This window comes from Pseudomonas sp. CAM1A (assembly GCF_047501685.1).
Classification (GTDB): Bacteria; Pseudomonadota; Gammaproteobacteria; order Pseudomonadales; family Pseudomonadaceae; genus Aquipseudomonas.
In genome coordinates this window covers 688,940-705,337 of the sequence record NZ_JBFNXP010000003.1, presented here as the reverse complement: position 1 = coordinate 705,337, position 16,398 = coordinate 688,940, and the positions used below count along the sequence as shown (strand labels likewise).

The following is a 16,398-nucleotide window of genomic DNA, read 5'->3' as shown; positions in this document are numbered from 1 at the left end:
TTTCCCTTCAAGGGAGCCTGGTACATGTACCTACTAGCCGCTACCAGTGGCGTATGGAACCAACTGAATTCTATCCCCCCCCCGGCCCCATGGGGGGGTTAAGCTTCTCGCTTGATTCGATACACCGTTGCGACACCTACCTCAGCGAGCTTGGCAATGTCTTCCGCAGACATTGTTGGATGCTTGGTCATTAGCGTTTTTACTTTCGTCCACTTCTCGACGTTCCTTCCCTTCCCCTTCGGCGTCCAGCTAGGATCTGAACGGCGCTTGTTTTCCAAACCTTGTTTAATTCGCTCAACACGTTTTTCTTGGTCAAGGCGAGCCATCGTCGCCATGAGGTCCAACAGCATGCTATTGATGACTTCCATTATCTGGCCGGTCATCCCCTTGTCTTCGATCAGCATGTGACTGGTAGGTAAATCTGCAATCACCAATCGCAAACCCTTGGCTTTGATCTTGGCCTTAAGCGTTTCCCAGTCCGTCTGGGAAAGACGGCTTAGGCGGTCAACACTTTCACACACGATACATTCACCTGGCTGTGCTTGGTCCAATAACAACATCAGTTTGGGGCGATCTAGCGTTGTGCCACTGATGTTTTCCGAATAAACGCCCGCAACAACCAGACCTTTCTCGGCTGCGAAGGCATCAAGGCTAGCTTTGGCCCTCAATGCGTCTTGGTCCTTGGTGCTGGCTCGGAGGTACAAATGCGCTTTCAACTTTATTATCCTTTATAGTTAGATTCGATAGACCTATGATAAATCGATCACATAGCTATCCTCAATAGATTTTTGATAGAGCGAAATGAAACGGTGTCGGACTACTAAAGAAGTAGACCTAAATGAGAGATGTTGATTTAGCGATGCACCTACGGATTCTGGTCTAAGAGGCAAAGCACCGAAATGTCAACGAGAACCCTTTCTCAGCGCAGACAACGCACGGACGAGAACAGCGGCATCGCTGGTGGAGTAAGCCATGTCACAAATCTGATGCCGAAGCTTTTCAACAGCCAACGCTTCCGTACTGGTGGCGACGAAAAAATCTTGCATGGGTACATCCAGCACCTGTGCAATCGTGGCCAACGTGTCAATACCTGGGGAGTAGGTCCCCCGCTCGAATCGACTAACAGTCAGCGGTTCGTACCCACATTGCTCTGCTAACTCAGCCTGGGTAAGCCCCTTCGCTACACGCAACGCTTTGATCCGACCGCCCAAGGCGGCGAGACTGCTCGATGTCATGCGGATCTTCCGTAAATCTATGCATGCTCACATCAAGGTTAACCATCAAGAAGATCATGAAATGATCACTATTGCGTTGATTGATAGTCATTTTCTGCATAGCATGGGGAAACCCTGGATGAACGCTGAAGGACCAAAATGAAGCGAATCTCCCACCTCTTGCTACTACCGTTGCTGCTGGCCCCCTCCATCGGCAAAGCTGCAATTCATGACACCACTGGTGACATCGATATAGGCATTTCCCGTGATGTAATGCAGGCGACGGTTGTATGCACGAAAACGGATGTGCTGTTCAAGTTGATGGAGTATGTGGCGGACGGCAAACGTGACGTCGGGATCAAGTACCTTGAAGAGCGAACGAAGGCAGGGGCGTGCGTCGCCGTCAGAACACAGAGCGTAACCGTCCTAGCCGTCAAGATGGCAAAAATCTCGGGAGCGCAGCGCACAACACCCTCGATATATGTGTTGGTAAAAGTTCGCGGACCGGACTTTACCGGATATGTGGGTCCATCGAATTTGAATCATCGAGGATTTAATATCATTAAAGACGTACAATTACTGAACAAGCGACTAGGATCACCACTAGTACAATGAATAGCGAACAAGGGGCTGATTCAGCCCCTATCACCATCGTGAAAATTCAAACCGGACAAAAACAAGACCACTACGAAACCAGATAGAATGCAACTAAAAATATGATTACAGTATAACGCACCTAGACATCAAGAGTGGCGGTTTAGCGCAGCCTAGATATCGAGAAATTCTTTGACGTTGATCCTTTCCCGAACTGCTTGTCACGTACTTTCGCCATATAACTCAAGTGGTCGACACAGTCATCAAGCTTTGTAGTGTTGGCACGTTCGATGAAGTGAGCGCCAGCATGTTGCAGATGGCCTCCTACGACGCGTTTCCAGCAATTTTCAATCGCACCATATACCCCGCTAGAGCCGCACCCAGAATATCGCCCTAAACGCAAGTAGCGAGCCTCAAAACCGATAAAAAAGTGATAGTGGGGCCTGCCGGTAGAACCAATCTCGTACACCCATCCGTAAATGATATCCTTATGCGATTTCCACTTGGATGATTTCAATGTCCTCCGCAAGCTTTTGATGAACCGACTAACCAGCATATTTTCTAACTTACGGCTAGTAGTCCATGAAACAGGAAAATGCCCATCAAACCTCAGAACCGTTACTCTCCGATATTTTTCGACGAGCGTCTGTAACTGATCAATTATCGGACGCATTATCTCTGTAACAATGCCGTATCCTTTGACCTTGTCTGCTTTTATCGAAAAACCCCGATACTGTGCAGAGTATGTAACCGTGTAACTCAGAGATACAGATTCAATCTCGAACCCTCCAAACGTATTTTTAAAGTATTTCTATATTGCATCGAGCCTCCATCAGGAGGAAACTACGAGACATCAGCCTATGAATGTTCAGGCACATTCTATTATGCTATTAATAATATAGATCATGGATCGAGCCGCCACCCCAAGCAGATGGCGGCATTCAGCGTGATTACAGGCGTACCAAAACAGGGGCAACCTGATTACGAGAGAGATGATAGCATCGTACTGACGCGATCTAAACATTCGCGTGTTTTTTCGGTGCACAACGCCCAGCATGCTGCCACCGCTGATTAAAGATCTAGAACTACTCGAGTAGCTCAAGAAGCACATGCTGCGCTTCAACAGAAACCGTACTATCAAATTGGGTTACACTGAAACTATACCCACCCTCTTCCACAGGTTCAAACGGGCAAGTATTTATCTCAATCGCAGTATCAGCCAAGCAATTACCAAATTTACCCAAGGCTATACCAACTACATGCTCGGCACCCGCAGCACGCAGAAAACCTGCTGCAACTGCAAAAGATGCTCCATAAGTTGTGCAATCATCAATTACCACTACACGCCGCCCGCGAATCTGCTTTTCATATCGCGGATTCAAATGCAGCGACATGATCTGATCGCCAGGATCTGCACGATTGACCCCAGTAGACGTAGAACGCTTTATAGACGGACGATGCCGAATAAATAGTGGCTCACCTCTCTCGGCGAAGTGCACACTAGAAACAGTAGTTCTAAGTCGATGAGTGAAGTCACTCAACACTTCGTCATCACCATTGGAACTTGAAGATGACGGATAGCAACCCCACATTAGTTGCCCATCAAGCACACCCTCAATCAACAAAGAGCGTGAAATAATCGTTAGCAAAGCAGTAAGTTTTGCACCACCATTCTTGACCGTCTGAGTAAGCATACGAGCAAATGCTGCTTGATCTGCCTGCACGTACTTACTTGATAGGTCTGCCAAAACTCGAAGCTGATACAATCTTCCTTGTCCACGGTACCACCAATGGCCCGTCCAACCGTTACAAATTTCGATAACCTTCTTCAGCTCATCAAGATCGGTAACCTTTATACCTAGGGCCGAAACTCGTCGATCAGAAACCCAATCGGCTGCAATTAAGACAGCTCCGCTGTTTTTTGCCATATGCATATCATCAGCCTTGACCGCAAGAACTAAGATATCATGCGCAGGCGAACCTAAACCTTCTGCGATATGGCATATTACCTTACCATTTTGTCTTGTGTTGGCATGTACAAACTTTAAACCACTAGACGCCAACCCTTCCTTGATCTTGGGCGCTAGGTCATGATTTGAGACAACATACACTGACAGTTGCTTAGCTATTTCACCAAAGACACCAAGCTGGGATCTAGAGTATTTTCCATTTAGACGTAAAGCATCTGGAGAAATAACGAGCGCTAACATCCTTGACCACCCCAATATCAAATTAAAGGCAACTGTGGATCATTCGACACAGTGTCTTCCACCTTGTCTTCTTCAGCGAAATTTCTAACAGTCAATTCAACAGCTTGATCAGCAGCTACGAATCCATACCCACTAGAGCTTTCGATGACCATCATAATGATATCAGCAAACCGCTCCGACTCTTGAGGCAGAACAAAGGCAAGCCCACCGCAGTCTAGGCGAATATATTCAAGTTCAGGAGTGCGAGCATCGGCGTAAGGAAGATTGACAGCTACAATTCTCTTACCATAACTTTTGGCAAACCTAACAGTATGAGCAGTCCCGCTTTTTACCTTCCACTCAATCGGCACTAGAAAGTCAGACAATGCTGCTTGCAGACGATTTCTTCTAACGAAGTTCTCAGCACTGTAAGACTGATAGGGCAGATACTCGGTTATTATGGTTCCACCCGACTCTACAATACCACGCCTTAATGACTCCGACCCTTTTGGATAGTTATCAAATATACCTGTACCAAGAACAGCTACAGTGGGGATATTGCAGCGCAATGACTCAGCATGGGCTAATTGATCAATACCGGATGCCAAGCCACTTACAGTAGCTAGCGGCATATCGCACAGAGCGGACACAACGATACGAGTAAGAAATAAACCCTCATCGCTAGGCTTACGGGTACCAACAACCCCGACAGTAGGCACATAGAGGTTTTCTAGGCTACCTTGTACAAATATCCATTCTGGAGGATTAGAAATCACTCGAAGTCGAGAAGGAAAACCCGGTTCATTCTTGAAAATGACCGTGGCATTCATTGCTGACAACTTCCGCGCCAACCCCAACCCTCTTTGCCACATTGCCGACTGCACCATCTCTAGATCTACGTCGGTAGGGTCAAGCAATCTCTCAATGCCAAATCTGGCTGGGTATCGAAGAATTTCCTTGAAGCTAACGTGCGCAGTCGCCCACTTGTGCAGCGTCGAGAACCCCACCCCCTTTAGGGAGCAGAGGGCGAGGAAAGCAACCTTTTCTGATCTCCAGTATTCCTTGTCATCCATCGTGTAAGCGGCCTTGTGCAGCAGCATTGACATGATATCTACCCACCACCTTAGACCAGAGATCTCGGTGCTCTATGGCAGCTTCACCGCCCCTAAGATCCTATCAAACACAGAGCAGGATGAGGGTTTTGCACCCTTGGCAGAGTAGTACAACAGGGTAGTACAAATCAAAAAGAAAAAGCCCCGTAAACCATTGATTTACGGGGCTTTCTCATGTATGGCGGAGAGATAGGGATTTGAACCCTAGGTACTGTTGCCAGTACAACGGATTTCGAATCCGTCCCGTTCGACCACTCCGGCATCTCTCCAATGGCGCGCATCATACCAGCGATTTCGTTTCTGGCAAACCTTTTTTGAAAAAAATTCGCGTGGTATCAGGCGCTTGCGTGAACGCGCCGCTTACAGCGGCACGCCCAGGCGCTTGGCAACTTCTTCGTAGGCTTCGATCACGTCGCCCAGGCCCTGGCGGAAGCGGTCCTTGTCCATCTTCTTGCGGGTCTCTTTGTCCCACAGGCGGCAGCCGTCCGGGCTGAACTCGTCGCCCAGGACGATCTGGCCGTGGAACACGCCGAACTCCAGCTTGAAGTCGACCAGCAGCAGGCCTGCGTCGTCGAACAGCTTGCTCAGCACTTCGTTGACCTTCAACGACAGCTTCTTCATCTCGACCAGTTGCTCGGCGGTGCCCCAGCCGAAAGCGACAACGTGGGATTCGTTAATGAAGGGGTCGCCCTTCTCGTCGTTCTTCAGGAACAGCTCGAAGGTGGACGGCTCCAGCTTGATGCCCTCCTCCACGCCCAGGCGCTTGACCAGGCTTCCGGCGGCGTAGTTGCGCACCACGCATTCGACCGGGATCATGTCGAGCTTCTTCACCAGGCACTCGTTGTCGCCCAGCAGCTTGTCGAACTGGGTCGGCACGCCGGCTTCTTCGAGCTTCTGCATGATGAAGGCATTGAACTTGTTGTTCACCATGCCCTTGCGGTCGAGTTGTTCGATACGCTTGCCGTCGAACGCCGAGGTGTCGTTACGGAACAGCAGGATCAAGCGGTCGGCGTCGTCGGTCTGGTAAACCGATTTGGCCTTGCCGCGGTAGAGTTCGTCGCGTTTTTCCATGATGGGCTCCGCTTGCTTGAGTAGGTGGGCTAGGCGATTTGGCGCCAGTCGAGCCCTTGATCCTGATTCGCCACCTGTAGCCAGTCCGGGTCGCACCCGAGGGCGTCGACGAAGCACTGGCGGGCCAGATGTGGCAGGTTGTTCTTGCTGCTGAGGTGGGCCAGCACCAGGTGCTGCAGGTTTTGCCAGCCCAACTCGGCCACCAGGCTTGCGGCCTGGTGGTTGTTCAAATGTCCCTGGCTCCCGCCGACCCGCAGCTTGAGAAAGCGCGGGTAATGCCCACGGGCCAACAGGTCGCGGCAGTGGTTGGCTTCGATCAGCAGGGCGTCGAGCCCCTGATAGCGCTCCAACAACTGCGCGTCGTAACTGCCCAGGTCGGTAAGCATGCCGAAGCGGCGGCGACCGTCGCTGATCACGTACTGCAACGGCTCGTAGGCATCATGCTCGACCCGTGCCGCGCTGACCTGCAGATCGCCGATCTGCAACACATCGCCACAACCGAGAAAACCGGCCACCTCCACCGGTTTGCGCATGCCGCGCAAGGTGCCCTGGCTGAGGTAGACCGGTACATTGTAGCGCCGCGACAGCAAGCCCACGCCATGCACGTGGTCGGCATGTTCGTGGGTCACCAGCACCGCGCTCAGCTGCGTGGCCGACACCCCGAGCAGCGCCAGGCGCCGCTCGGTCTCGCGCAGGGAAAAGCCGCAATCAACCAAGATGACCGTGTCACCACTGGCGATGAGCGTGCCGTTTCCCTGGCTACCGCTTCCCAGAACCGCGAAGCGCACTTAGCCCAGGTGGTCCTGGATCGCGCTCAGCACGCGGCGGGCGACATCGGCCGGGGCCACGGTGTTGATGTTTTTCTCGACGGTGACCTGGACGTTGTCGCCGACCTTGCTCAGGCGCACCTGGTAGCGTTCGGCACGGGCTTCACGCTCTTCCTTGCTCGGCTCGCTGCCGAACAGGCGGCTGAAGAAGCCAGGCTCCTTCTGCTTGTCGTCGGGTTTCTCGGACAGGTTGATGTAGTACAGGCCCAGGCTGCGGTTGATGTCCTCGACTCGCCACTCGCCCTGCTCGAGGGCGCGGCCGACGCCGGACCAGGCACGGTCCAGATCGGAACCCAGGAACAGCACCGGGTTGCCGCTGCCGTCCTCGCTCAGGCTGACCTGGCTCGGGGCATCGAAGTCGCGTGCGGCCAGCAGCGAGACCGAACCACCCTTCTCGGCGCTGCGGTTCATGCTGGCGAGCATTTCGTCGACCAACAGGGCGTCGGTACCGGTGTTGCTGGAGGCGGACGGGAATTCAGGCTCGGCAGTGCTGCCGGCTGGACGCTCGACGCTGACCACATACACCTCGGAGGTGTTGCGCTGCACGCCGGGCTCCATGCGTACCCGCACGCGGACTTCGCTGTCCGGGCTGCTGGAGGTGCTGGCCAGGCGCTGGCCGAGGGAGGCCGACAGTTCGTCGAAGCGCTGCCAGGTGGTGTTGAATTCGCCGGTCTGCGGGCGCTCTTCAGCGATGCGGAAACCGTTGTCCTCGAAGAACTGGCGGGTCACCGGCCAGACTTCGGCGGGCGAGCGCTGGGCCAGCACCCAACGGCTGTTGCCGCTGCGCTGCAGGCTGAAATCGCTGATGTCGGCAGTGGCCGACAGCGGCTGTGGACGGGGTACCTCGAACTCGCCAGTGGCGCGATCGTCGGCCACGTTGCGCGGGATCGGCAGCAGCGGATCCAGGCGCTTGACGTTGCTGGCGTCCGGCGGCAGCTGCATTGGCGCGGTCGGCTGCGCCTGCAGGTAGTCGCTGCCACGGTCGCGGAAATAGCCATCCTCGCCCCACAGCCAGCCGCACCCGCTGGTGCTGGAAATGATCAGGGCGAGAGCGGAAAGACCAGCCAGTCGCTTCATGCGGTGTACTTCCTCGTTTAAACCAGTACGCCGGACTGGCGCAAGGCAGTACGGACTTTTTCGTGACAGCCTTCGCTCAGCCAGGTCAGCGGCAGGCGGATACCTTGTTGCATCAGGCCCATTTCAACCAGCGCCCATTTCACCGGGATCGGGTTGGCTTCGCAGAACAGGTCCTTGTGCAGCGGCATGAGTTTTTCGTTGATTGCGCGGGCCTTCTCGGCATTGCCCTCAAGGGCGGCCTCGCACAGGTCGGCCATTTCGCGCGGGGCGACGTTGGCGGTGACCGAGATGTTGCCTTTACCGCCCATCAGGATCAGCTCGACGGCGGTCGGATCGTCGCCGGACAGGACGATGAAGTCCTTGTCGACGCCGTCCAGGATCTGCTTGGCACGAACCAGGTCGCCGGTGGCTTCCTTGATGCCGATGATGTTCTTGACCTTCGACAGGCGGATCACGGTCTCGGCCTGCATGTCGCAGGAGGTGCGGCCGGGCACGTTGTACAGGATCTGCGGAATGTCGACGGCTTCGGCGATGTGCTTGAAGTGCTGGTACAGGCCTTCCTGGGTCGGCTTGTTGTAGTAAGGCACGACGAGCAGGCAGGCGTCGGCGCCGGCATTCTTGGCGTTCTGGGTCAGGTGCACGGCTTCGGCAGTGGAGTTGGCACCGGTACCGGCAATCACCGGCACGCGGTGGTTGCTGCGTTTGACACGCTCGACCACGTGCTTGATGACCAGGATGTGCTCTTCGACATCCAGCGTGGCGGATTCACCGGTGGTGCCGACAGCTACGATCGCGTGAGTGCCATTTTCCAGGTGGAAGTCTACAAGTTTGTCGAGGCTTACCCAGTCCAGACGCCCTTGTGCATCCATGGGTGTGACCAACGCCACCATACTGCCCGCAATCATGTAATTGCTCCTGCCGGAAAAAGAGAGCGGTAATGGTACTGGCGCCATCGGCCTTGCACAAGCGAAGCAGGCGGGCGGAGCATTCCCCTTCGCGCCGCTTTTCGCTACCCTTGATCCTTTGATCGATACAGCGCGGCCCGCCGGGCCGTCGACAGTGCGCCTCGCCTGCGTCCACAGCCGCCCAAACCGGCCGGGGCCCTGCTGGAAAAGGAGGCTTGCCCCCGTCCTGTACCGACCGCTCATCGCTTTAGGAATGCTGCATGTCCACCCCCACCGTTCGCGAACAATTCCTCGTCATCAGCGCCCTGGGCCCCAACCCCATGGAGCTGGCCAACGTCCTCAGCCGCGCGGCCTTCGACAACCGCTGCGCGGTGGTCACCTCGCGCCTGTCGCGCCACGGCGAAACCAGCGCCCTGGTGCTGCAGGTCGGCGGCAGCTGGGATGCCCTGGCCCGTCTCGAAGCCACCCTGCCGGGCCTGGGCAAGAAGCACGGCCTGACGCTGGACGTGGTCCGCAGCGCCGACCAGGAGGTGCGCCCGCAGGCCCTGCCTTACGTGGCCTACGTCAGTGCCGCCTATCGCCCGGACATCATCAACGAACTGTGCCAGTTCTTCCTCGACCACCGCGTCGAACTGGAAGCGATGACCTGCGACACCTACCTCGCCCCGCAGACCGGCAGCAGCATGCTCAACGCCCAGTTCACCGTGATCCTGCCGGCCGGCACCCAGATCAGCTGGCTGCGCGACCAGTTCCTCGACTTCGCCGACGCCCTCAACCTGGATGCGCTGATCGAACCGTGGCGCCCACAGAACCCTGTCTAAGGAAGCTCCCATGGCCGTAGCAATCGACCAACCCGTCGCCGATTTCCAGGTGCAGGCCACCAGCGGCCAGACCGTCAGCCTGGCTGAGCTGAAAGGCCAGCAAGTGGTGCTGTACTTCTACCCCAAGGACAGCACGCCGGGCTGCACCACCGAAGGCCAGGGTTTCCGCGACCAGCACGCGGCATTCCAGGCCGCCAACACCGTGGTGTTCGGCGTATCGCGCGACGGCATCAAGTCGCATGAGAACTTCAAGGCCAAGCAGGCCTTCCCCTTCGAGCTGATCAGCGACAAGGACGAGGCGCTGTGCCAGCTGTTCGACGTGATCAAGCTGAAGAAGCTGTACGGCAAGGAATACATGGGCGTGGACCGCAGCACCTTCCTGATCGCCAAGGACGGTGTGCTGCGCCAGGAATGGCGCGGGGTGAAGGTGCCCGGCCATGTGGATGCGGTACTGGCTGCGGCCGAGGCCTTGAACAAGGCTTGAGCCTGACGCCGGACCACCGACGTGGAGCGGGCTTGCCCCGCGATTGAACTCAATCGCGGGGCAAGCCCGCTCCCACGCCAGCCCGCCTCAGGAGCAAAAAGCTACAGCATCGGCGCCACAGACCTGTCCTGCCGCGGCCACGCATCCAACACCGCCTTGAACAGCGTCGCCAGCGGGATCGCGAAGAAGATACCCCAGAACCCCCACAGCCCGCCGAACAGCAGCACCGCGCAGATGATCGCTACCGGGTGCAGGCTCACCGCCTCGGAGAACAGCAGCGGCACCAGCACGTTGCCATCGAGCGCCTGGATGATCGCGTACACTGCCATCAAGTAGATGAACTGGTCGCCCCAGCCCCACTGGAACAGCGCGATCAGGGTTACCGGCACCGTCACCACCACCGCGCCGACATACGGCACCACCACCGACAGCCCCACCAGCAGCGCCAGCAAGGCGGCATAGTTCAGCCCCAGGGTGATGAAGGCAATATAGGTGGCAATCCCGCAGATCAGGATCTCGATGCCCTTGCCGCGGATATAGTTGGCGATCTGCCGGTTCATCTCGTCGCCCACCCGGTTGAGCAACGTGCGCTCACGCGGCAGGTAGCCACTGACCCAGCGCCCGATCAGCTCGCGATCCTTGAGGAAGAAGAACACCAGGATCGGCACCAGCACCAGGTAGATCATGGCATTGACCAACAACGGCAGGCTCGACAGCGAGAAGGTCAACGCCCACTGGCCAAACTTGCCGATTTCACCGCGGACCGACTCGATGGCGCGCAGCACCTGCTCATCCGACACCAGGTGCGGGTAACGTTCGGGCAACAGCAGCAACAGCGACTGCCATTTGCCGAGCATGCCGGGCAGCTCGTTGAACAAGGTGATCAGCTGATGCCAGAGCAGCGGCACCAGCACCAGCATGAATACCGCCAGCGCGCCCATGAACAGGGCGAACACCAGCCAGACGGCCAGCCGCGTCGGCACCCTCAGGCGCTCCAGGGCATTGACCAGCCCTTGCATGAGAAACGCCAGGACCATGCCCGCCAGCACCGGCGCGAGCATGCCGCCCAGGGTCAGCACCACGGTGAAGGCCAGGAACAGCAGGACCGCCAGCACCACTGCCTCCTCGTCGGAGAAGTAGCGCTGCATCCAGTCGCGAAGCACTTTGAACATTGACGATCCTAGGTTCTGTACGAAACGTCTTGAGACGCAGGTCAGGCAAGGCGAAAACAGCCGAGGAAACGGAGTGTACTAGAGTACATGAGCATTCCGAGGCTGTTTTCAACGCAGCATGAACAAGTATCAAGGCGTTTCGTATAGAGCCTAATGAAGGGAATCAGGCCTTGCGCAGCCAGTAGGTGTAGACCCCGGCCTCGGCCGTTTCATGCAGCAGCGTATGACCGGCCAATTGGGCGAACGTGCGGAAATCGCGCTGGGAACCGGCGTCGGTGGCGAGTACCTTGAGCACCGCGCCGCTGGCCAGGCGATTGAGCTCCATCTTCGCCTTGAGCAGCGGCAATGGACAGTTGAGACCGCTGGCATCGAGCTCGGCGTCACAAGTCGGGGTGTCACTCATCGGGCAGCGCTCCAGGACCGCATGGGGAAGGCGGCTAGGATACCGCCACTGGTCGGCATCGCGCGACCCGGCTACAGTAAGGCTTTTGACCGACGCGAGCTTCTGCATGAATCTACTGCGCCCCACCCTGTTGACGCTGGCCTGCCTGCTGGCCCTGCCCGGCCACGCCGATGACCTGCCGTCACTGGGCGACGCCAGCTCCGCGATCGTCTCGCCACAACAGGAACACCAGCTCGGCCGCGCCTGGCTGAGCCTGTTGCGCGGCCAGGTGAACCAGCTCAACGACCCGCAGCTCAAGGACTTCGTCGAGACCAGCGTGTACAAGCTGGCCGAGACCAGCCAACTGCAGGACCGGCGCCTGGAGTTCATCCTCATCGACAGCAAGGAGCTCAACGCCTTTGCCGCGCCCGGTGGCATCGTCGGGGTCAACGGTGGCCTGTTCCTCAATGCACAGACCGAAGGCGAGTACGCCTCGGTGCTGGCCCACGAACTGGCGCACTTGTCGCAACGCCACTTCGCCCGCGGCGTCGAGGCCCAGCAACGCATGCAGCTGCCGATGATGGCGGCTTTGCTGGCCGGTATCGTGCTGGCGGCGGGCGGCGGCGGTGATGCCGGCATTGGCGTGATCGCCGGCACCCAGGCTGCGGCAATCCAGGAGCAGCGGCGCTTTTCCCGGCAGAACGAACAGGAAGCCGACCGTTTCGGCATCCTCAACCTGGAAAAGGCCGGTTACGATCCGCGCAACATGCCCAGCATGTTCGAGCGCCTGGCCCGCCAGTACCGCTACGATGCCAAGCCGCCGGAATTCCTGCTGACCCACCCGGTTACCGAATCGCGTATCGCCGACACCCGCAACCGCGCCGAACAGGCGCCCAAGGGCGGCGTGGAAGACAGCCTGCGTTACCAGCTGATCCGCGCCCGTGTCGCCCTCACGTACGAAGGCACCCCTGGCCTGGCCGCAAAGCGTTTCCGCGCCCAGCTCGACGAGAATCCACAGATGGACGCCGCCCGCTACGGCCTGGCCCTGGCGCAGATCAAGGGTGGCCAGCTCAACGAAGCGCGGGAGAACCTCAAGCCACTGCTGGCCAAGGCGCCCAACGATATCACTTACAACCTCGCGCAGATCGACCTGGACATCACCAACAACCGCCTGGCCGACGCCCAGCAGCGCGCCCAGCGCATGCAGGCGCTGTACCCGGCCAACTACCCGTTGAAACAGGTGCGCGCCGACCTGCTGGTCAAGCAGAACAAGCCGGCCGAGGCGGAAAAGGTGCTGGATGACCTGGTCAAGAACCGCCCGGACGATCCGGACGTGTGGTACGACGTGGCCGAGGTGCGCGGGCTGTCAGGCAACACCATCGGCCTGCACCGCGCCCGCGCCGAATACTTCACCCTGGTCGGCGACTTCGACCAGGCGATCCAGCAGCTCGACTACGCCAAGCGCCGCTCGGGCAGCAACTTCCCGCTGGCCTCGCAGATCGACCAGCGCCAGCGCGAGATCATGGAGCAGCAGCGCATGGTCAAGGACATGATGGGGCGCTGATACACAGCCTGAAAACATCGCGGGGCAAGCCCGCTCTCACGCCACGGTGATACCTGGCGTGGGAGCGGGCTTGCCCCGCGATTGCTTCAGGCGTCGCTCAGGCGTTGCCCGACAACTTCAACCGCGCCGCCTGGGTGAAGTCGAGCATGCGGTTCAAAGGCTTGATCGCCTTGGGGATCAGCGCCGGCTCGACGAAAATCTCGTTGCTGCCATTGCGCAGACAGTCCAGCACCCGCTCCAGGGTGTTCATGGCCATCCACGGGCAGTGCGCGCAGCTGCGGCAGGCCGCGCCATTGCCTGCAGTCGGCGCCTCGACGAATTCCTTGTCCGGGCACAGCTGCTGCATCTTGTAGAAGATGCCGCGGTCGGTGGCAACGATGAAGGTCTTGTTCGGCAGGGTCTGCGCCGCCTTGATTAGCTGGCTGGTGGAACCTACCGCGTCGGCCAGCTCGATCACCGCTTCCGGCGACTCCGGGTGCACCAGGATCGCGGCGTCCGGGTAGAGCGCCTTCATGTCGGCCAGCTGGCGCGACTTGAACTCTTCATGAACGATGCAGGCACCATCCCACAGCAGCATGTCGGCACCGGTCTGCTTCTGGATGTAGCGGCCCAGATGCTGGTCCGGGCCCCAGATGATGGTCTCGCCGTTGTCCATCAGGCTTTCGACGATCTCCAGCGCGCAGCTGGAGGTCACCACCCAGTCGGCTCGGGCCTTCACCGCTGCGGAAGTGTTGGCGTAGACCACCACGGTACGCTCGGGATGCTGGTCGCAGAAGTCCGAGAACTCCTTGACCGGGCAACCCAGGTCGAGGGAACAGGTCGCTTCCAGGGTCGGCATCAGCACGCGCTTTTCCGGAGTGAGGATCTTCGCCGTCTCGCCCATGAAACGCACCCCCGCCACCACCACGGTATCAGCTGGGTGATTCTTGCCGAAGCGCGCCATTTCCAGCGAGTCGGACACACAGCCGCCGGTTTCCTCGGCCAGGGCCTGGATCACCGGATCGCAATAGTAGTGAGCCACCAGCACGGCGTTCTGCTTCTTCAGCTCGGCAGCGATGGCCGCACGGTAATCGGCCTCCTGCGCGGGCGTCAGCGGGTTGGGCTGCTTGGCATCGAGGTGCGCCTGGACCAACAGGCGTTCGGAAATCTGGGTCATGATCGCTGGACCTGCAGGGCGCTTGCGCGCGTCAGTCGAGTGTATCACCCGGCCCTGGCAGATCGGCTAGCGGTGCCGGACGGCCAGCGTCTCGGCCCCTCTGCGGGCGCGGATTATTATCGGACGCGAAGGCTACAGGCAATCGGAAGGATGCAAAAGGGGTTTTTGCAGCCCTCCGTCGCGGGGCAAGTCGGGTCGCCGCATCTCCGCTCCCACGATGATGAGAGCGGGCCTGCCCGAGGGGTCAGCCCTGCGGCTGCAGCGCCGCCAGGTGGCCGCTGATCAGCATGGCGAACTCTTCGACGGTCATCTTCTTGCCGTTGAAGTCGACCATGCCATCGGCGTACTGCAGGCTCGACACCACATCGGTGCCCTCTACCGTAGCCATGCCGCTCTGCAGCGCCATCATGCCGAGCATCTCGCCGGCCTGGCTGGACTGCTGGGCAATGGCCTGGGCGTCGGTCTCGCCGTCGAGCAGCGCCTGCAACGTGGCCAGGTCACCGACCATCGGTTTGGAGACACTGAGCTTGGCCTTCAGCTGGGTCAGCAGCTGCTTGCCCAGCTGGTCAGGCGGCAGGTCGAACGAGCTGGGGCTGGCGAAGTCCATCGCCAGGTTGAAGTGGCTCTCGCCATTGGCGGTCTTGAACGCCAGCTTCTCCACCGCCACCTGTGGCTTGGCCACCAGCAGCTTCTGCAGGTCGCCCTGGACCTTGGCCTGCTCCTCGGGGGTCATTTCCAGCGACGGCGCCTCGCCCTCAGCCGCCGCCTGCTGCATCTGCGGCAGCTGGGTCTGGTACCACTCCATCAGCGCCTGCATGGCCGCAATGTCGATGGACTTCATGGTCAGGACCATTTCCGCGCTACCGGCCTTGCGCCCGGCGTAGCTGATGTCGGCGACCTTGTATTCCAGGCGCCCGGCCAGCTTGTCCTTGGCCTCGCCCTCGGCGTTGTACAGGTTGTTCTGCTGCAGGCCCTTGAGCACCAGCACTTCCTGCTTCGGCCCGAAGGTCACCTGAGTGTCGGCCAGGGCCAGGTCGAAGTTGCCGACATAGACCATGTCGTGGGCAGTTTCGTGGAGCTTGCCGCCGGCCTTGAAGCCGTTGAGCAGGATCTTCACCGGCGCTTGTTGCTCATCGACGAAGTTCAACTCCAGGTGCTCGGCATTGCCGTGGATCTCCACTGCCTTGCCGTCGCGGTCACCGCGCAGTTGCAGCTGCAGGCCGGAGAAGTCCAGGACGTTGCCGCCGTCTTCCTTGAGCGTCACCGGCGCCAGGCGGATGTCGCTGTCGACGCTGCCGTTGTAGCCGAGGCTGACCTGGGCGGTGACCGGTGCTTTGTCGCCGGCGGCGGTGAACCAGCCCGCGGTGAAGTCATCCTTGTCCAAAGCGCTGTTGCTGGTGGCCATGACCGGCATCAGCTTGAACGCCTTGACCCGCGACCAGGGGAACGGGCCGTGCTCGATCTGGTCAGTCACGCCAACCTGGAAGTTCAGCGCCTCGGCCTCGCCAAGCGGCACGTTCTCGGCCTTCAGGCGGTAGTGCGCGGTGCTGGTGAAGAAGTGCTGGTCCAGCGAGACCAGCTCGATGGTCATGCTGCCGCCGTTGCCGACCAGGGCTTTCTTCAGCTCTTCGTTGCCGCGGGCAACGGAGCGTTCCAGCTCGGTGGGCAGTTGCTTGCCGGTGTACCAGGCGCCAGCGGTGGTTGCGACGGCGATGGCGACGGCCAGACCGGAAAGGATGCCTACTGATTTCTTCATGAATAGAACCGATTGCTGTCCATAGGGAGGGCGATTGGGCGGACCACGGAAACGAGGGCACGCAGGGTGGCAAG

17 protein-coding genes and 1 tRNA gene are annotated in these 16,398 nt (G+C 58.7%); 4 read left to right on the top strand and 14 right to left on the bottom strand.

The window, feature by feature from the left end:
- Positions 1 to 98: 98 nt before the first annotated feature.
- Positions 99 to 716 (bottom strand): recombinase family protein, encoded by a 618-nt coding sequence (locus tag ABZO33_RS11720; protein ID WP_414536145.1) that lies wholly within the window; start codon positions 714 to 716, stop codon positions 99 to 101.
- Between the two features lie 186 nt (positions 717 to 902).
- The gene (locus ABZO33_RS11715; RefSeq protein WP_414536144.1) at positions 903 to 1,235 is read right to left on the bottom strand and encodes a helix-turn-helix domain-containing protein; all 333 of its coding nucleotides are present in this window, start codon (positions 1,233 to 1,235) and stop codon (positions 903 to 905) included.
- Positions 1,236 to 1,373: 138 nt separating this feature from the next.
- On the opposite strand from ABZO33_RS11715, the gene ABZO33_RS11710 reads away from it, so the two are divergent.
- Positions 1,374 to 1,829 carry a hypothetical protein gene (locus ABZO33_RS11710; protein WP_414536143.1) on the top strand — a complete coding sequence of 152 codons (456 nt, stop codon included), beginning with the start codon at positions 1,374 to 1,376 and terminating at the stop codon, positions 1,827 to 1,829.
- A gap of 142 nt (positions 1,830 to 1,971) precedes the next feature.
- Here ABZO33_RS11710 and ABZO33_RS11705 read toward each other — a convergent pair whose 3' ends face one another.
- The 8 genes from ABZO33_RS11705 to dapA all read right to left on the bottom strand — a co-directional run bounded on the left by ABZO33_RS11705 (position 1,972) and on the right by dapA (position 8,989).
- Positions 1,972 to 2,481, bottom strand: coding sequence for an inovirus-type Gp2 protein (locus tag ABZO33_RS11705; protein ID WP_414536142.1), 510 nt, complete (start codon positions 2,479 to 2,481; stop codon positions 1,972 to 1,974).
- A 412-nt stretch (positions 2,482 to 2,893) separates the two neighbouring features.
- Positions 2,894 to 4,018 (bottom strand): hypothetical protein, encoded by a 1,125-nt coding sequence (locus ABZO33_RS11700; protein WP_414536141.1) that lies wholly within the window; start codon positions 4,016 to 4,018, stop codon positions 2,894 to 2,896.
- Between the two features lie 17 nt (positions 4,019 to 4,035).
- Positions 4,036 to 5,103: a DNA-processing protein DprA gene (locus ABZO33_RS11695; RefSeq protein ID WP_414536140.1), complete on the bottom strand. Its 1,068-nt coding sequence runs from the start codon at positions 5,101 to 5,103 to the stop codon at positions 4,036 to 4,038.
- A 185-nt stretch (positions 5,104 to 5,288) separates the two neighbouring features.
- Positions 5,289 to 5,378, bottom strand: a tRNA-Ser gene (locus ABZO33_RS11690).
- A 91-nt stretch (positions 5,379 to 5,469) separates the two neighbouring features.
- Positions 5,470 to 6,180 carry a phosphoribosylaminoimidazolesuccinocarboxamide synthase gene (gene purC / locus ABZO33_RS11685; RefSeq protein ID WP_016392503.1) on the bottom strand — a complete coding sequence of 237 codons (711 nt, stop codon included), beginning with the start codon at positions 6,178 to 6,180 and terminating at the stop codon, positions 5,470 to 5,472.
- 29 nt (positions 6,181 to 6,209) lie between these two features.
- Positions 6,210 to 6,968 (bottom strand): MBL fold metallo-hydrolase, encoded by a 759-nt coding sequence (locus ABZO33_RS11680; protein ID WP_414536139.1) that lies wholly within the window; start codon positions 6,966 to 6,968, stop codon positions 6,210 to 6,212.
- Positions 6,969 to 8,084: an outer membrane protein assembly factor BamC gene (bamC, locus tag ABZO33_RS11675; protein WP_414536138.1), complete on the bottom strand. Its 1,116-nt coding sequence runs from the start codon at positions 8,082 to 8,084 to the stop codon at positions 6,969 to 6,971.
- Positions 8,085 to 8,101: 17 nt separating this feature from the next.
- Positions 8,102 to 8,989 carry a 4-hydroxy-tetrahydrodipicolinate synthase gene (gene dapA / locus ABZO33_RS11670; RefSeq protein ID WP_414536137.1) on the bottom strand — a complete coding sequence of 296 codons (888 nt, stop codon included), beginning with the start codon at positions 8,987 to 8,989 and terminating at the stop codon, positions 8,102 to 8,104.
- 260 nt (positions 8,990 to 9,249) lie between these two features.
- Between dapA and ABZO33_RS11665 the strand changes: the two genes are divergently transcribed.
- Together ABZO33_RS11665 and ABZO33_RS11660 are read left to right on the top strand one after the other, a co-directional pair.
- The gene (locus tag ABZO33_RS11665; RefSeq protein ID WP_038705592.1) at positions 9,250 to 9,810 is read left to right on the top strand and encodes a glycine cleavage system protein R; all 561 of its coding nucleotides are present in this window, start codon (positions 9,250 to 9,252) and stop codon (positions 9,808 to 9,810) included.
- A 10-nt stretch (positions 9,811 to 9,820) separates the two neighbouring features.
- On the top strand, positions 9,821 to 10,294 hold the full coding sequence (locus ABZO33_RS11660; RefSeq protein ID WP_414536136.1) for a peroxiredoxin: 474 nt from the start codon (positions 9,821 to 9,823) through the stop codon (positions 10,292 to 10,294).
- Positions 10,295 to 10,395: 101 nt separating this feature from the next.
- Here the strand turns inward: ABZO33_RS11660 and ABZO33_RS11655 are convergent, their stop codons facing one another.
- Both ABZO33_RS11655 and ABZO33_RS11650 read right to left on the bottom strand, forming a co-directional pair.
- A complete protein-coding gene (locus tag ABZO33_RS11655) occupies positions 10,396 to 11,466 on the bottom strand; it encodes an AI-2E family transporter (protein ID WP_414536135.1) in 1,071 nt (356 codons plus the stop codon).
- Between the two features lie 163 nt (positions 11,467 to 11,629).
- Entirely contained in the window at positions 11,630 to 11,869 is a 240-nt protein-coding gene (locus ABZO33_RS11650) for a sulfurtransferase TusA family protein (RefSeq protein WP_023630920.1), read from the bottom strand.
- Positions 11,870 to 11,975: 106 nt separating this feature from the next.
- On the opposite strand from ABZO33_RS11650, the gene ABZO33_RS11645 reads away from it, so the two are divergent.
- Positions 11,976 to 13,412, top strand: a complete 1,437-nt coding sequence (locus ABZO33_RS11645; protein ID WP_414536134.1) for a M48 family metalloprotease — start codon at positions 11,976 to 11,978, stop codon at positions 13,410 to 13,412.
- A 97-nt stretch (positions 13,413 to 13,509) separates the two neighbouring features.
- Here ABZO33_RS11645 and nadA read toward each other — a convergent pair whose 3' ends face one another.
- Both nadA and ABZO33_RS11635 read right to left on the bottom strand, forming a co-directional pair.
- Entirely contained in the window at positions 13,510 to 14,568 is a 1,059-nt protein-coding gene (nadA, locus tag ABZO33_RS11640; protein ID WP_414536133.1) for a quinolinate synthase NadA, read from the bottom strand.
- 244 nt (positions 14,569 to 14,812) lie between these two features.
- Positions 14,813 to 16,324 (bottom strand): YdgA family protein, encoded by a 1,512-nt coding sequence (locus tag ABZO33_RS11635; protein ID WP_414536132.1) that lies wholly within the window; start codon positions 16,322 to 16,324, stop codon positions 14,813 to 14,815.
- Between the last annotated feature and the right edge of the window lie 74 nt (positions 16,325 to 16,398).

Excerpts from the sequence above, each read along its gene's own strand:
- ABZO33_RS11700 (WP_414536141.1), bottom strand. The coding sequence starts at position 4,018 with ATGTTAGCGCTCGTTATTTCTCCAGATGCTTTACGTCTAAATGGAAAA.
- ABZO33_RS11660 (WP_414536136.1), top strand. The coding sequence starts at position 9,821 with ATGGCCGTAGCAATCGACCAACCCGTCGCCGATTTCCAGGTGCAGGCC.
- ABZO33_RS11695 (WP_414536140.1), bottom strand. The coding sequence starts at position 5,103 with ATGTCAATGCTGCTGCACAAGGCCGCTTACACGATGGATGACAAGGAA.
- ABZO33_RS11645 (WP_414536134.1), top strand. The coding sequence starts at position 11,976 with ATGAATCTACTGCGCCCCACCCTGTTGACGCTGGCCTGCCTGCTGGCC.
- ABZO33_RS11705 (WP_414536142.1), bottom strand. The coding sequence starts at position 2,481 with ATGCGTCCGATAATTGATCAGTTACAGACGCTCGTCGAAAAATATCGG.
- ABZO33_RS11710 (WP_414536143.1), top strand. The coding sequence starts at position 1,374 with ATGAAGCGAATCTCCCACCTCTTGCTACTACCGTTGCTGCTGGCCCCC.
- nadA (WP_414536133.1), bottom strand. The coding sequence starts at position 14,568 with ATGACCCAGATTTCCGAACGCCTGTTGGTCCAGGCGCACCTCGATGCC.
- ABZO33_RS11650 (WP_023630920.1), bottom strand. The coding sequence starts at position 11,869 with ATGAGTGACACCCCGACTTGTGACGCCGAGCTCGATGCCAGCGGTCTC.
- bamC (WP_414536138.1), bottom strand. The coding sequence starts at position 8,084 with ATGAAGCGACTGGCTGGTCTTTCCGCTCTCGCCCTGATCATTTCCAGC.
- ABZO33_RS11715 (WP_414536144.1), bottom strand. The coding sequence starts at position 1,235 with ATGACATCGAGCAGTCTCGCCGCCTTGGGCGGTCGGATCAAAGCGTTG.
- ABZO33_RS11635 (WP_414536132.1), bottom strand. The coding sequence starts at position 16,324 with ATGAAGAAATCAGTAGGCATCCTTTCCGGTCTGGCCGTCGCCATCGCC.
- ABZO33_RS11665 (WP_038705592.1), top strand. The coding sequence starts at position 9,250 with ATGTCCACCCCCACCGTTCGCGAACAATTCCTCGTCATCAGCGCCCTG.
- dapA (WP_414536137.1), bottom strand. The coding sequence starts at position 8,989 with ATGATTGCGGGCAGTATGGTGGCGTTGGTCACACCCATGGATGCACAA.
- ABZO33_RS11655 (WP_414536135.1), bottom strand. The coding sequence starts at position 11,466 with ATGTTCAAAGTGCTTCGCGACTGGATGCAGCGCTACTTCTCCGACGAG.
- purC (WP_016392503.1), bottom strand. The coding sequence starts at position 6,180 with ATGGAAAAACGCGACGAACTCTACCGCGGCAAGGCCAAATCGGTTTAC.